This window comes from Streptomyces sp. NPDC059371, from assembly GCF_042751995.1.
In the GTDB taxonomy this organism is placed as follows: Bacteria; Actinomycetota; Actinomycetes; order Streptomycetales; family Streptomycetaceae; genus Streptomyces.
In genome coordinates this window covers 132,598-145,496 of the sequence record NZ_JBHYXD010000013.1, presented here as the reverse complement: position 1 = coordinate 145,496, position 12,899 = coordinate 132,598, and the positions used below count along the sequence as shown (strand labels likewise).

The following is a 12,899-nucleotide window of genomic DNA, read 5'->3' as shown; positions in this document are numbered from 1 at the left end:
GGCCCACAGCGTGTCGCTGCGGGCCCTCCGGCGTGTTCCGTACGCCCCCGCGGGGCCGTACCGGTTACGGCTGCTGCCGGCGGTCAGTCCTCGTCGCGGCGAAGCGACGGCTTCAGGTCCTTCAGCCGGCCCAGCAGGCCGTTCACGAACGAGGGCGACTCGTCCGTGGAGAACTCCTTCGCGAGCTGTACAGCCTCGTCGAGCACCACGGCGTCCGGGGTCTCGTCGACCCAGATCAGCTCGTAGGCACCGAGGCGCAGGATGTTGCGGTCGACGACCGGCATCCTGTCCAGCGTCCAGCCGACGGAGTACTGCGAGATGAGATCGTCGATGCGCCGCGCCTTGACGGCGTAGCCCTCCACGAGTTCCATCGTGTATTCGCTGACCGGCGGCTGCCGGGTGTCGGACCGGGAGTGCCGGATCCAGTCCGCGAGGACCGTCAGGACGTCCACATCGCGCTGGTCGCCCTCGAAGAGGATCTGGAAGGCGCGCTTGCGGGCCGTGTTGCGGGCAGCCACGGTTAGCTGTTCACCCGGCCGAGGTAGTCGCTGGTGCGGGTGTCGACCTTGATCTTCTCACCGGTGGTGATGAAGAGCGGGACCTGGATCTGGTGACCGGTCTCCAGGGTGGCGGGCTTGGTGCCACCGGTGGAGCGGTCGCCCTGGACGCCCGGCTCGGTCTCCTGGACGACCAGCTCGACGGCGGCCGGCAGCTCGACGAAGAGCACCTCGCCCTCGTGCTGGGCGACGTTGGCCGTGAAGCCCTCGATCAGGAAGTTGGCGGCGTCGGCGACGGCCTTGCGGTCGACCATGAGCTGGTCGTACGTCTCCATGTCCATGAAGACGAAGTACTCGCCGTCCATGTACGAGAACTGCATGTCGCGCTTGTCGATCGTGGCCGTCTCGACCTTGACGCCGGCGTTGAACGTCTTGTCGACGACCTTGCCGGAGAGCACGTTCTTCAGCTTGGTGCGCACGAAGGCCGGGCCCTTGCCGGGCTTGACGTGCTGGAACTCGACGACGGACCAGAGCTGGCCTCCGTCGAGCTTGAGCACCAGGCCGTTCTTGAGGTCGTTCGTGGAAGCCACGGTTGCGGAATCTCCTGGACTGACGTGGACGACCCCGGCGCACGCGCGTAGCCCGGAAGCTAGAGCGCGAGCAGTTCCTTGGTCGTGATGGTGAGTAGCTCGGGTCCGCCGTCCGCCTCGGGGCGTACGACGAGCGTGTCATCGATCCTGACACCGCCCCGGCCCGGAAGGTGGACTCCCGGTTCGACGGTGACCGGCACGCAAGCGTCCAGTTTACCCATGGCCGCGGGGGCAAGCTGCGGGTCCTCGTCGATTTCGAGCCCGACACCGTGCCCCGTCAGGGGCGGAAGACCTTCGGTATGGCCCCCGGAGTCCAGTACCTGACGGGCCGCGCGGTCCACGTCCCGGTAGGCGGCGCCGGGTGCCAGCGCCTCCCGGCCGGCGCGCTGGGCGGCGAAGACGAGGTCGTACAGCTCGATCTGCCAGTCGGCCGGCGAGGTGCCGATCACGAACGTACGACCGATCTCACACCGGTAGCCGCGGTAGGTCGCGCCGAGACAGACGGAGAGGAAGTCACCCTCCTCGACACGCCGGTCGGTGGGCCGGTGGCCGCGGCGTCCCGAGTTCGGGCCCGTGCCGACCGAGGTCGCGAAGGCGGGCCCGTCGGCACCGTGGTCGACGAGCCTGCGCTCCAGTTCCAGGGCGAGATGGCGTTCCGTTCGGCCCACGAGAATGGATTCGAGCAGTTCACCGAGCGCCTGGTCGGCGATCTCCGCGCCGATGCGCAGGGCGGAGATCTCCTCCTCGTCCTTGATCACCCGGAGCTGTTCCACCGCTCCGCCCAGGTCGGCCAGCCGCAGCCGCGGCGCGACCGAGCCGAGGGCGCGGTGCCGGGTCACGGTGAGGTGGTGTTCCTCGACCGCGAGCGACTCGGCGCCCTGATCGGCCGCCAGTCCGGCGGCGGCGACGGCCGGATCGCCTCCGGCGCGCGGCAGCACCCGGACTTCCAGCGCCTCGTCGGGGCGCCCTTCCGTGGCTTCGCCGGACGGCGGTCCCGCGCACAGCAGCATGTCCTCGCCGCCGAGCAGCAGTACCGCGCCGAACGGCGCGGCACCGGCGAGATACCTCACGTTGGCGGGCCGGGTGACGAGCGCCGCCGCGCTGCCGCCCGCCGTACAACGCTCCCGGAGCCGCTCTCTACGGGTTGCGTACACCTCTGGCATGAACCCGAGCCTACGAGCGGTGGCCGGATGTCGCCGGTCCAGAGGGCCGGACGGGTAGCCCGCGGCCCGGACGGACGGCCACGGGCCCCGAGCCGAACCCCTTCAGCACCGCCGGGCGCCTTCCGTACGGCACCGCCGCGCGCCGATCCGTACGGCGTCGCCGAGGACCGAACCCGTAGTGCACCGCTAGGGGCCGAACCGTTTCACCTGTGCCGCGGACCGGGCCCCGTCACCACTGCCGCGCGCCGAGCCCGTTCACCACTGTGGCGGGCTGGCGATCGCGCGTGCCAGGACGTCGTCCAGGACGCGGGCCGTGGCCGCCACGTCGAGCTGGGAGTTGTCGATGATCGGGAGCCCGGAGCCGTACCAGCCCGCCATGCGACCGTGGATGCGCGCGACCTCCTCGTCGCTGAGCCTGCGGTTGCCCGAGCGCTCCGCGTTGCGCTCCAGGACCACTTCCAGGCCCGGCAGGAGCACGACCGGCAGCAGACCGGGACCCACGTGCCGCTTCCAGCCGCCGAGGCCGACGACCGGCCGGTCCGGGAAGACGGCGTCGTCCAGGATGCACGAGATGCCGTTGGCCAGGAAGTTGCGGGCGGCGAAGCCGCAGGTGCGGCGGGCGAGACGATACTGCGCCTCGGAATGGTCGTTCCATCCCGACTGCGGGTCGGCGAAGCCCGAGCGCACCCATTCGCGTACGTCGTCGAGGCTGATGTGGGCCGTGGGCACCCGGCGGTGGTCCGCCCAGTACTTGGCGACGCTGGTCTTCCCGGCGCCCGCGGGGCCGATGAGCAGGATCGCGAGCGTCGTCGCCGCCGGGTCGGGCGCGCCCGTGGCGGGCGGCGGGCTCGGCATGGCGACTGAGACGCCCGGAGGCAGTCGCACATGCCCGGTGGTGTCCGGCGCGGGTGGCACGGGCGGGTGCGGCGGCTGCGCCGACGGGTGCTGTGGAGGCATCGCCGACGGATGCTGCGGGGGCATCTGATGCGGTGGCAGGTGGTGCTGCGGCGCCTGGGCGGGTGGCGCGCCCGGCGGCACCGGCGCTCCGGCGAAGCCCGGAGCGGGCGCCGGGCCCTGCTGCCCCGGGTACTGTCCGGCCGGCGACCATCCGACGGCCGGCCCCTGCCCCGGCTGGTGGGGCGGCAGCGGAGCCCCCACTGCGTGCTGCATCCGGTGCCACTCCGTCTCGTACAGGCGATGTGCGCGTAGCGGCGGGACGCCGGTCCCGTCGCTACCGAACGGTACCTTCCCCGGCCGCCGTTGTGTGAACGGCCGGGGACCGTGCGAAGTGCCCGGTGAGGAGAGGCAAAACGGGCTGAGCAGGTGCCCTTCGGGCCATACGGCCCGCGGGGCGGCGCCCGTTACTCGCCGACCTCGCCGTACGCGGCGAGCAGGACGGCCGGATCCGGGCCCTCCAGGACGGTCGGTTTGGCCAGTCCGTCGAGGACGATGAAGCGCAGCAGGTCGCCACGGGACTTCTTGTCGACCTTCATGTTCTCCACGAGCTTCGGCCACTGGTCGTAGCGGTAGCTCAGCGGGAGACCGACGGACTCCAGGATCGTGCGGTGCCTGTCGGCCGTCGCGTCGTCCAGCCGGCCCGCGAGGCGGCCGAGTTCGGCGGCGAAGTGCATGCCGACGGAGACGGCGGCGCCGTGCCGCCACTTGTAGCGCTCGTTCTTCTCGATGGCGTGGGCGAGCGTGTGGCCGTAGTTGAGGATCTCGCGCAGCCCCGACTCCTTGAGGTCGCCGGAGACGACCTCGGCCTTGACCTTGATGGAACGCTCGATCAGCTCGGCGGTGTGCGGGCCGGCGGGCGTGCGGGCCGCCTCGGGGTCGGACTCGATGAGCTCCAGGATCGCCGGGTCGGCGATGAAGCCGGCCTTGATGATCTCCGCGAGCCCGGACACGTAGTCGTTGACCGGCAGCGAGTCGAGCGCGGCCAGGTCGCACAGCACGCCCGCGGGCGGGTGGAAGGCGCCGACGAGGTTCTTGCCCTCGGCGGTGTTGATGCCCGTCTTGCCGCCGACCGCCGCGTCCACCATGGCGAGCACGGTGGTGGGGACGGCGATCCAGCGGACGCCGCGCAGCCAGGTCGCGGCCACGAAACCGGCGAGGTCGGTGGTGGCTCCTCCGCCGACGCCGACGATGACGTCGGTGCGGGTGAAGCCGGACTGGCCGAGCGCCCGCCAGCAGTAGGCCGCGACCTCGGCGGTCTTGGCCTCCTCGGCGTTCGGCACCTGGATGGCGACGGCCTCGAAGCCCTGCTCCGCCAGGTCGGCGCGGAGCGCCTCACCGGTGTCGGCGAGCGCCTCGGGGTGGATCACGGCGACACGCTTGGCCTTGTCCCCGATCAACCCGCCCAGCTCACCGAGGAGCTGACGCCCGATCAGGACCTCGTAGGGGTCGGTGCCCGCGGTGCCGCCGACCTGGACACGGGTCACAGCCTCGCTCATGCTTCCTTCAACTCCAGTGCGTCGAGGACCGCTTGGGCGACCTCATCGGGGGTACGGCCGTCGGTCGCCACGACCGCGCGGGCGACTTCGGTGTACAGGTGGCGGCGTGCCTCCATCAGCTCGCGCCACTGCTTGCGCGGGTTGACGGCGAGCAGCGGCCGGGCGGCGTTGAGGCCGGTGCGCTGCACCGCCTCCTCGACGTCCATGGAGAGGTAGACGACCTGGTGGCCGGCGAGCAGGGCCCGGGTGTCGGCGTCGAGGACCGCACCGCCGCCCAGGGCCAGCACACCGTCGTGCTCGGCGAGAGCCGCGCGCACCGCCTGCTTCTCGATCGCGCGGAAGGCGGGCTCGCCCTCGTAGACGAAGATGTCGGCGATGGTGCGGCCCTCGGTGGCCACGATGTCGTCGTCCGTGTCCCGGTAGACGCAGCCGAGCCGCTCGGCGACGAGCGCGCCCACCGTGGACTTCCCGACCCCCATCGGCCCGACCAGGACCAGCCGTGGGGCGGTCACCGGATGACCAGGTTCTCGAGGTACGACCGGACGTTGCGGCGGGTCTCGGTGACCGAGTCGCCGCCGAACTTCTCGGCCACGGCGTCCGCGAGGACGAGGGCGACCATGGCCTCGGCGACGATGCCGGCGGCCGGCACGGCGGAGACGTCGGAGCGCTGGTGGTGGGCCTTGGCGGCCTCGCCGGTGGCGACGTCGACGGTGGCCAGCGCGCGCGGCACGGTAGCGATCGGCTTCATCGCGGCGCGGACGCGAAGCAGTTCACCGGTGCTCAGGCCGCCCTCGGTGCCGCCGGCGCGGCCGGAGACGCGGCGGATGCCCTCGGGCGTGGAGACGATCTCGTCGTGGGCCTGGGAGCCGGGCACCCGGGCCAGTTCGAATCCGTCGCCGACCTCGACGCCCTTGATCGCCTGGATGCCCATCAGAGCGCCGGCGAGACGGGCGTCGAGCTTGCGGTCCCAGTGCACGTGCGAGCCGAGGCCCACCGGCACCCCGTAGGCGAGGACCTCGACGACGCCGCCGAGCGTGTCGCCGTCCTTGTGGGCCTGGTCGACCTCGGCGACCATCGCCTTCGAGGTGTCGGCGTCGAGGCAGCGCAGCGGGTCGGCGTCGAGCTTCTCGACGTCGGCCGGGGTGGGGTACACGCCCTGCGGGGCCTTCACGGAGCAGAGTTCGACGACGTGGGAGACGATCTCGATCCCGGCCGTCTCCTTCAGGTACGAGCGGGCGACGGCGCCGAGGGCCACGCGGGCCGCGGTCTCGCGGGCGGAGGCGCGCTCCAGGATCGGGCGGGCCTCGTCGAAGCCGTACTTCTGCATGCCGGCGAGGTCGGCGTGGCCGGGCCGCGGGCGGGTCAGCGGGGCGTTGCGGGCGAGACCGTCGAGGATCTCCCGGTCCACCGGGTCGGCCGCCATGACCTGGTCCCACTTGGGCCATTCGGTGTTGCCGACCATGACCGCGACCGGGGAGCCGAGGGTGAGGCCGTGCCGGACGCCGCCGAGGAAGGTGACCTCGTCACGCTCGAACTTCATCCGGGCACCGCGCCCATAGCCCAGGCGCCGCCGGGCGAGGTGGTCCGCCACCATCTCCGTGGTGATCGGCACGCCGGCGGGAAGACCCTCCAGCGTCGCGACAAGTGCGGGACCGTGGGACTCCCCCGCGGTCAGCCAGCGCAACCTGCTCAACGGTGCTCCTCATGCTCGCGCCCTGGTACTGCTGCTGCGTACACGTGTGCTCGCGTACGGCGACGGCGCGACCGGGTGCGCGGCCCTGGCCCGCCATGTCCGATCCTCCCACGTCCGGGCGCGGGAACCGGCCGCAGGTCCATCAGGCGGGACGGCCGGACACGGACGGCGGGTTCAGCGCGCCCCGTCCTGCCCCTGCCCGGGCGCGTAGCCGCCGAGGAAGTCGGCACCGCTCCGCCCGGCCGGTGCCGGGGTCTGCGCGGGCTGGTTCTGCTGCGGGGCGTACGCGCCCAGGTAGTCGGCGCCGCGCCCCTGTCCGTACTGCGCCGCGGCGTGCACGGGCACACCCGCCCGCACGGCACGCCAGTACCGGATCTTGCGCGTGAGCTTCAGGATCCACGAGCCGAGGACGGCGAGCACGATCAGCGCGAGCACCGTGAACTGCACCCAGTCGGGCATGAACTTCAGGACGAGCTCGAAGATCTCACCCTTGCCGGACGCCAGTGGCACCCCGGTGGACACGCTGGTCATGTACCTGACTCCCCCTACCCCGCGCTCCGCTCCCTGCGGACCTCAGCGGATATTACGGGAAGCGAGCGCGTGTTCCCCCGCTTTTCTCATGGCGCCCACGGGGGCCGGATGCCGCCCGGTCATCTGCTCCACCTGGAGCACGGCCTGGTGCACGAGCAGGTCGAGGCCGCCGACCACGGCTCCGCCGTACGCGGACCAGCGCGCCGCGAGATCGGTCGGCCAGGGGTCGTACAGCACGTCGAAGAGGGTCGCGGGGCTCCCGGGGACGGCGGCTGCCAGCGCGTCCGTGGTCCCGGCCGGAGTCGTGGCGATCACCAGGGGCGCCCGCAGCGCCTGCTCGGCGTCGGCCCAGTCCTCGGTACGCACCTCGATACCGAGGCGCTCGCCCCACTCCCGCATCTCGGCGGCCCGCTCCGGGCTCCGCACGTACGCGACGACCTCGCCGGTGCAGATCCGCGCGAGGGCGGCCAGCGCGGAGGAGGCGGTGGCGCCGGCCCCGAGAACGGCGGCCGAGTCGACCTGCTCGATCCCCCGCTCGCGCAGCGCCGCGACCATCCCGGGGATGTCGGTGTTGTCGCCGACGCGCCGCCCGTCCTCGGTGAACACGACGGTGTTGACCGCCTCGACGGAGGCGGCCGTCTCGCTGATCTCGTCGAGCAGCGGCATCACGGCCCGCTTGAGCGGCATCGTCAGCGACAGCCCTGCCCACTCCGGTCCGAGGCCCTCGACGAAGGCGGGCAACGCCGCCTCGTCGACCTCGAAGCGGTCGTACGTCCACCCACCGAGGCCCAGTTCCCGGTACGCGGCGCGGTGCAGCACCGGCGAGAGGGAGTGCGCGATCGGTGAACCGAGCACGGCCGCCCGGGAAGCGTCAGTTGCCCGAGCTGGCATTGAATTTTTCCTTGAGCTTGTCGAACTGGGCCAGCGTCTTGGCGAATTCCGTGTTGTTCTGACCGTCGGTCGCCACGAAATACAGCCAGCCGTCCTTCGTGGGGTTGAACACCGCCCTGAAGGCGTCGTCACCCGGATTGCCGATCGGACCGGGCGGCAGACCGCGGTGGTAATACGTGTTGTACGGGTCCGGATTGCTGTTGATCTCGGACTCGCTGATATTGATCTTGCTCTGACCCTTCAGGTAATTGAAGGTCGAGTCGAACTGCAGCTTCTGGTTGGTCTCGGTGTTGGTGCTCTTCAGGCGGTTGTAGACGACCTCGGCCATCTTGCGGTAGTCGTCGTGCGTCTTGCCCTCGGCCTGGACCAGGCTCGCGACCGTGACCACCTGAAGAGGGTTGTCGAGCTTGAGGGCCTTCGCCTTCGCCACGAGCCCCATCGCCGTGTACTTCTTGTTGGCCTGCGCGACCATGCCCTTCAGCACGACCTCGGGCTTCATGCCCTTGGCGGCGGGATACGTGAGCGGGTAGAGGAACCCCTCCAGAGGGTCCTTTATGTCCTTGTTGGTGTTCGCCCAGCTCGGCAGCCCGAGGGTCTTGTACTTCTTCTTCGCGACGGCGCTCGTCGTGCCCTTGGGCAGTCCGAGTTTTTCGTCGATCTTCGTGTACACCTGGGCATTGCGGAAACCGGGAGGCACGGTCACGTTGTTCTGGCTCTTGGGGTCGAGCATCAACTCGACCGCGCTCTTGGCCGACATTCCCTTGCGCAGAAGATAGGCGCCGGCCTGAATCGACTTGCCCTTGGGATTCTCCGCCTGAGCGGACACGAACGCGTCCACGCTCTTGACGACACCGGCAGCCTTCAGCTTCTGGCCGATGACATAACCGCCCTCGCCCTTGCCGATCTCGACGGGGACCTGCCCCGCCCCCTCGCCGGCGAAGTCGGGAGCCGCGCCGAAACGATTCTGGTAGTAGTGGTATCCGAAATACCCGGCTCCGGCGAGACCGCCGCCGAAGACCATGACGACCACCAGGCAGGCACAGCCGCTGCGGCGCTTCTTGCCTTTGCCACCGCGTTCCTTGCCGCCGCCGCGCTGCTCCTTGCGGTCCCCGCGGCCCCGGCGCTTCTTCGGTTCGTCGTCCTCGTCGAAGTCGTCGTCATCGTCGTCGTCACCGGCGAAGAAGGCGTGCTCGCCCTGGTCCGGTCCCGGGTCCCAGTCCGGCTCGGGTTCGGGCTCGGCACGGCGCCGGGCCGGCGGCTCGGGCGGCGGATAGGCGTCCGGGGTGTTGTAGGAGTCCGGCTGCTCGGCCGCGTACTGGCCCGCGTAGGGGTCGGCGGGATCGGCCGTGTACGGCACCTGGGGCTGCGCGCCGGTGCCGCTGTCCGCGTACTGCTGCTGACCCTGGCCGGGATACTGCTGCTGCCCCTGGCCGTCGAACTGCTGCTGACCCTGGTACTGCTGCTGGCCCTGACCCGGATGCTGCTGGCCCTGGCCGTTGAACTGCTGCTGCTGCCCCTGGCCCTGGTACTGCTGCCCCTGCCCCGGATACTGCTGCTGACCCTGACCGGGGTACTGCTGCTGGCCCTGGCCCTGACCCTGGTACTGCTGCTGGCCCTGGCCCTGGCCCTGGTACTGCTGCTGGCCCTGCCCCTGGCCCTGGCCCTGGCCCTGGCCCTGGCCCTGGTATTGCTGCCCCTGATACTGCTGCTGACCCTGACCGGGGTACTGCTGCTGGCCCTGCGCCGGGTACTGCTGCTGGCCCTGGTACTGCTGCCCCTGGCCCCAGTCGCCCTGCTGCTGCGGATAGTGCTGCGGCTGGCCGCCGTCGTAGGCGGACTGGCCGTCTGCGGCCTGTCCGCCCCATCCGATGTCCCCGTACAACGGGTCCTCCGGATTCCACGGTTCGGAGCCAGAGCCCCGGCCATACTCAGTCATCGATCCCCTACGAGCCGCGAGCCGGCAGCGGCCGGCTCGTCTGGCCCGGCTCCCGTCCGCCTCTTTACTGTGCGACGGCTGTTCGAACACCACCGCATCGGGCGGAACGTTACCGTATCGCGATCACATGACCACTTCGACGCCCTCGCCGGGCGACTTGCCTGACACCCGTTCGGATTCCAGGGCCTGCTGCAGGATCACGACGGCTGCCGCCTGGTCGATGACCGACCTGCCCTTCTTCGACTTCACGCCCGAGGCGCGCAGTCCCTGACTGGCCGTGACGGTGGTCATCCTCTCATCCACGAGCCGTACCGGAACAGGAGCGATCCCTTCCGCGAGCTCCTGGGTGAAGGCACGGACCTTGGCCGCGGCAGGGCCCTCGCCCCCCTTGAGGGAGCGAGGGAGCCCGACGACGACCTCGATCGGCTCGTACTCCTCGACGAGCTGCCGCAGCCGGCGGTGGGCGGCCGGGACGTCGCGCCCCGGGACCGTCTCCACCGGTGTCGCGAGGATCCCGTCGGGGGGGGGCGGGGGGGCCCCCGCCCCCCGCTGCGAGGGACGCCCGAGCGGCGCGACTGCGCGGCACCGGGCGGCGACCGCGAGCGGCGTGCGGAACGCCGGCGGGGGCTCGACGCCGGGCGAGGGCTTCACGCCCGGCCCGGACTTCAGGTCCAGCGGGGCTCCATGCCGGGCGGATGCCTCACGCCGGGTCGGATGCCTCACGCCAGGCAATGGCTTCACGCCGGCGGGGCTTCACGCCCGGCCCGGGCTTCATGCCGGACGAGGCTTCACGCCAGGCGCGGTTCCGGTGCGAACACCCGCTCGAACGCCGCGCGAGTCGTCCCGCCCGGTGTCCGGTCCAGGATGCCGAACACCACCTGGTCGAAGTACCCCTCGAGGCGGCCCCCGGCCAGCACCCCCTGGAAGGCCCGCGCCACCTGCGCGGGATCGTTCTGGAACACCCCGCAGCCCCAGGCCCCGAGGACCAGGCGGCGGTAACCGTGGGCGGCGGCCGTCTCCAGGACGCGCTCGGCACGGACCGCCAGCGCGCCCGGCAGGTCGGCCGCCCGCCCCGGGGCGGTGCGCAGGACGACCCCGGCGTTCGGTGCCGCCGCGGTCAGGAAACCGGCCCGGAACGGTTCGTCGAGGAGCCGGCCGCGGTCGTCCCGGAACACCGGTACGCCGGGCGAGTGAATGACACGGTCCGTGTAGAACGCGTCACGGTGGGCGCGGTGATGATCGTAGAAACCGCGGGCCCGCAGCAGACAGGTGTACAGCGCGGAGGCCCGGCAGAGAGCCTCTTCCTGGGCCTGCGCGCCGTTCAGATAACCGCCGCCGGGGTTGCGCGCCGAGGAGAAGTTCAGCACGGCGACCGGGCCCCCGCCCCCGGAGACCAGCCGGCGGGCCGCCTCCAGGCTGCTCTCGCCCGTGACCTCGAACGAGGTCACGACCGGCGTCACCGACGGTATCCCCACCGGCTCCGGTCCGTGCAGCACCGTCCCGGCCCGCGCAGCCTCGACCGCCGCGGCGATGGACACCGCGCCCCCGGAGGGACCGCGGTAGCCCCCGGCCACCACGATCTCCTCGGTCTCCCGGGCGATCGCACGCAGGCGCGCGCTCATGGCGCGACCCCCGTACGCGCCACGGGCGCGGCCTGCGTGCGCTCCCCCGTCGTGCCCATGAACGCATCGTGAGTGATGCTGGTCCTGCGGCGCAACAGAGTTTCGCGGCCCCGCAAACAGTGCTTCCCGGTCCCCAAAGAAATGATTTGCACCCTTGTGCGAACCGCCGAGAAGGTCTTGGGTGGAACAGTCATTGCCGGTCCGGCCCACCAGGCCCAGGACCGGCGGCATGGTGGAATCTCAGGAGGATCCAGACATGTCCGATTCGGTGAGTGGCTGTACGGAGCGACGACGCTCCGCTGTCACCGAGGCCGAGGTGGAGGCATTGGTCCGTGGCATCTGCTTCAAGACCGGTCCGCCCCGCCTCCTCGGTGTCGAGGTGGAATGGCTCGTCCACGAGCTGCGCGCGCCGCGGCTCCCGATACCCCCTGAACGACTCGAAGCGGCGTACGCCGCAGTGCGGACCCTGCCCCTGCGTTCGGCGCTCACCGTCGAACCCGGTGGGCAGCTCGAGCTCAGCTCCGCACCCGCCGCCTCCCTGATGGAGTGCGTGCGATCCGTCTCGGCCGACCTCGACGCCGTACGCGCGGCCCTGCGCGAGGCGGGCCTCGGCCTCAGCGGTTTCGGCCAGGACCCCTGGAACCCCCCGAGCCGCTACCTCCATGAACCCAGATACGACGCCATGGAGCGGTACCTCGACCGCGCGGGTCCCGAGGGCCGCGCCATGATGTGCACGTCGGCCTCGGTCCAGGTGTGCGTGGACGCCGGATACGAGGAACCGGGCCCGCTCGGGCACGGGCGCCGCTGGTGGCTGGCCCATCAGCTCGGCGCGGTCCTGGTGGCCGCGTTCGCCCACTCGCCGATGGCCCGCGGGCGGCACACGGGCTGGCGTTCCACCCGGCAGTCGCTCTGGGCGTCGATGGACCCCGGACGCACCGACGCGCCGCCCTTGGACGGCGACCCCCGTGCGGCCTGGGCCCGGCGGGTGCTGGACGCGCCGGTGATGTGCGTACGGGCCTCCGAGGGGCCCTGGGAGGTCCCTCGGGGCCTGAGCTTCCGGGACTGGACGCGGTCCGCCGCGCCACCGGACCGGGAGGACCTCGCGTACCACATGACCACGCTGTTCCCGCCGGTACGGCCGCGCGGCCATCTGGAGCTCCGCATGATCGACGCGCAGCCGGGTGAGGACGGCTGGATCGTGCCGCTCGCGGTGACGGCGGCGCTGTTCGACGACCCGGACGCCGCCGAGACCGCCTACCGGACCGTCAAGCCGCTCGCGGAGCGGGCCGGGCCCGCACCGGCGCCGCGCAACCCGCTGTGGCAGGACGCGGCGCGGTTCGGCCTCGCCGATCCGGAGCTGCGCGAGGCCGCGGCGATCTGTTTCGCGGCCGCGTACGAGGCACTGCCCCGGCTCGGTGCCACCACCGAGGTGCTCGACGCGGTGGCCGAGTTCACCGACCGCTATGTGGCCCGGGGCCGCTGCCCCGCCGATGACCTGGCCGGCGCGGCCTCGGCTCATCACG

At 71.6% G+C, this 12,899-nt stretch carries 11 protein-coding genes and 2 pseudogenes; 1 reads left to right on the top strand and 12 read right to left on the bottom strand.

Annotated features, from left to right (window positions below; translation table 11 throughout):
* Window positions 1-83: 83 nt before the first annotated feature.
* From nusB to ACFXGX_RS10775, 12 genes and pseudogenes are all read right to left on the bottom strand, one after another.
* A complete protein-coding gene (nusB, locus tag ACFXGX_RS10830) occupies window positions 84-518 on the bottom strand; it encodes a transcription antitermination factor NusB (RefSeq protein ID WP_384787853.1) in 435 nt (144 codons plus the stop codon).
* A 2-nt stretch (window positions 519-520) separates the two neighbouring features.
* Entirely contained in the window at window positions 521-1,087 is a 567-nt protein-coding gene (gene efp, locus ACFXGX_RS10825) for an elongation factor P (protein WP_384787850.1), read from the bottom strand.
* A 59-nt stretch (window positions 1,088-1,146) separates the two neighbouring features.
* Window positions 1,147-2,250 (bottom strand): aminopeptidase P family protein, encoded by a 1,104-nt coding sequence (locus ACFXGX_RS10820; RefSeq protein ID WP_384787847.1) that lies wholly within the window; start codon window positions 2,248-2,250, stop codon window positions 1,147-1,149.
* Window positions 2,251-2,505: 255 nt separating this feature from the next.
* Entirely contained in the window at window positions 2,506-3,420 is a 915-nt protein-coding gene (locus ACFXGX_RS10815; RefSeq protein WP_384787844.1) for a Pro-rich N-terminal domain-containing protein, read from the bottom strand.
* Window positions 3,421-3,611: 191 nt separating this feature from the next.
* On the bottom strand, window positions 3,612-4,703 hold the full coding sequence (aroB, locus tag ACFXGX_RS10810; RefSeq protein ID WP_384787841.1) for a 3-dehydroquinate synthase: 1,092 nt from the start codon (window positions 4,701-4,703) through the stop codon (window positions 3,612-3,614).
* Window positions 4,700-5,182, bottom strand: coding sequence for a shikimate kinase (locus ACFXGX_RS10805; RefSeq protein ID WP_384787886.1), 483 nt, complete (start codon window positions 5,180-5,182; stop codon window positions 4,700-4,702). Before ACFXGX_RS10805 ends, aroB begins: the two co-directional genes overlap by 4 nt.
* Before the next feature lie 29 nt (window positions 5,183-5,211).
* Window positions 5,212-6,396 (bottom strand): chorismate synthase, encoded by a 1,185-nt coding sequence (aroC, locus tag ACFXGX_RS10800; RefSeq protein ID WP_384787838.1) that lies wholly within the window; start codon window positions 6,394-6,396, stop codon window positions 5,212-5,214.
* Between the two features lie 174 nt (window positions 6,397-6,570).
* A complete protein-coding gene (locus tag ACFXGX_RS10795; RefSeq protein WP_384787835.1) occupies window positions 6,571-6,927 on the bottom strand; it encodes a hypothetical protein in 357 nt (118 codons plus the stop codon).
* A gap of 42 nt (window positions 6,928-6,969) precedes the next feature.
* Window positions 6,970-7,818, bottom strand: a complete 849-nt coding sequence (locus tag ACFXGX_RS10790) for a shikimate dehydrogenase (RefSeq protein ID WP_384787833.1) — start codon at window positions 7,816-7,818, stop codon at window positions 6,970-6,972.
* Window positions 7,799-9,754, bottom strand: coding sequence for an endolytic transglycosylase MltG (mltG, locus tag ACFXGX_RS10785; RefSeq protein ID WP_384787830.1), 1,956 nt, complete (start codon window positions 9,752-9,754; stop codon window positions 7,799-7,801). The genes ACFXGX_RS10790 and mltG overlap by 20 nt, the downstream gene beginning before the upstream one ends.
* A gap of 123 nt (window positions 9,755-9,877) precedes the next feature.
* Window positions 9,878-10,276: pseudogene (ruvX, locus tag ACFXGX_RS10780) on the bottom strand (Holliday junction resolvase RuvX); the annotation flags it as partial.
* Between the two features lie 266 nt (window positions 10,277-10,542).
* A complete protein-coding gene (locus ACFXGX_RS10775; protein ID WP_384787827.1) occupies window positions 10,543-11,376 on the bottom strand; it encodes a TIGR02452 family protein in 834 nt (277 codons plus the stop codon).
* Window positions 11,377-11,605: 229 nt separating this feature from the next.
* Here ACFXGX_RS10775 and egtA point away from each other — a divergent pair.
* A pseudogene (gene egtA / locus ACFXGX_RS10770) lies at window positions 11,606-12,859 on the top strand (ergothioneine biosynthesis glutamate--cysteine ligase EgtA); the annotation flags it as partial.
* Window positions 12,860-12,899 lie beyond the last annotated feature (40 nt).

Coding starts and splice junctions, on each gene's coding strand:
- ACFXGX_RS10815 (WP_384787844.1), bottom strand. CDS start 3,420: ATGCAGCACGCAGTGGGGGCTCCGCTGCCGCCCCACCAGCCGGGGCAG.
- ACFXGX_RS10820 (WP_384787847.1), bottom strand. CDS start 2,250: ATGCCAGAGGTGTACGCAACCCGTAGAGAGCGGCTCCGGGAGCGTTGT.
- ACFXGX_RS10790 (WP_384787833.1), bottom strand. CDS start 7,818: ATGCCAGCTCGGGCAACTGACGCTTCCCGGGCGGCCGTGCTCGGTTCA.
- aroB (WP_384787841.1), bottom strand. CDS start 4,703: ATGAGCGAGGCTGTGACCCGTGTCCAGGTCGGCGGCACCGCGGGCACC.
- mltG (WP_384787830.1), bottom strand. CDS start 9,754: ATGACTGAGTATGGCCGGGGCTCTGGCTCCGAACCGTGGAATCCGGAG.
- ACFXGX_RS10805 (WP_384787886.1), bottom strand. CDS start 5,182: ATGGGGGTCGGGAAGTCCACGGTGGGCGCGCTCGTCGCCGAGCGGCTC.
- ACFXGX_RS10795 (WP_384787835.1), bottom strand. CDS start 6,927: ATGACCAGCGTGTCCACCGGGGTGCCACTGGCGTCCGGCAAGGGTGAG.
- ACFXGX_RS10775 (WP_384787827.1), bottom strand. CDS start 11,376: ATGAGCGCGCGCCTGCGTGCGATCGCCCGGGAGACCGAGGAGATCGTG.